The organism is Paraburkholderia sp. SIMBA_054 (assembly GCF_046534875.1).
In the GTDB taxonomy this organism is placed as follows: Bacteria; Pseudomonadota; Gammaproteobacteria; order Burkholderiales; family Burkholderiaceae; genus Paraburkholderia; species Paraburkholderia hospita.
In genome coordinates, this window is record NZ_JAWRXV010001401.1 from 1 (window position 1) to 247 (window position 247).

Sequence of the window (247 nt, forward strand, 5' to 3'; positions counted from 1 at the left end):
GTGGCCATCTGGATCTGCCAGCGATACACCTGGAGGTGTGGTGACAGGGGACGTTCTGGGGTCGCCATTCGCTGACTCTTTTCTCGGCTGGGCGGCTTGCGGGCCGCATTGGCTGTGCGCTGGTCAGAAATCGACGCAGCGCCCGTTCTTCTCCCAATCGCCGTAACGCACCGGATCCAGTCCGCCGCGCCCGCCGATCTCCCGCGGCACGACTTCTTCCGGCGCAGGATTACCTGCCGGAACTGCC

Annotated in this window: 1 protein-coding gene; it reads right to left on the minus strand. The window is 65.2% G+C overall.

Annotated features, from left to right (window positions below; all coding sequences use genetic code 11):
• Positions 1-123 precede the first annotated feature (123 nt).
• Positions 124-210, minus strand: a complete 87-nt coding sequence (locus SB822_RS59665) for a DUF1674 domain-containing protein (protein WP_410859452.1) — start codon at positions 208-210, stop codon at positions 124-126.
• Positions 211-247: the final 37 nt, after the last annotated feature.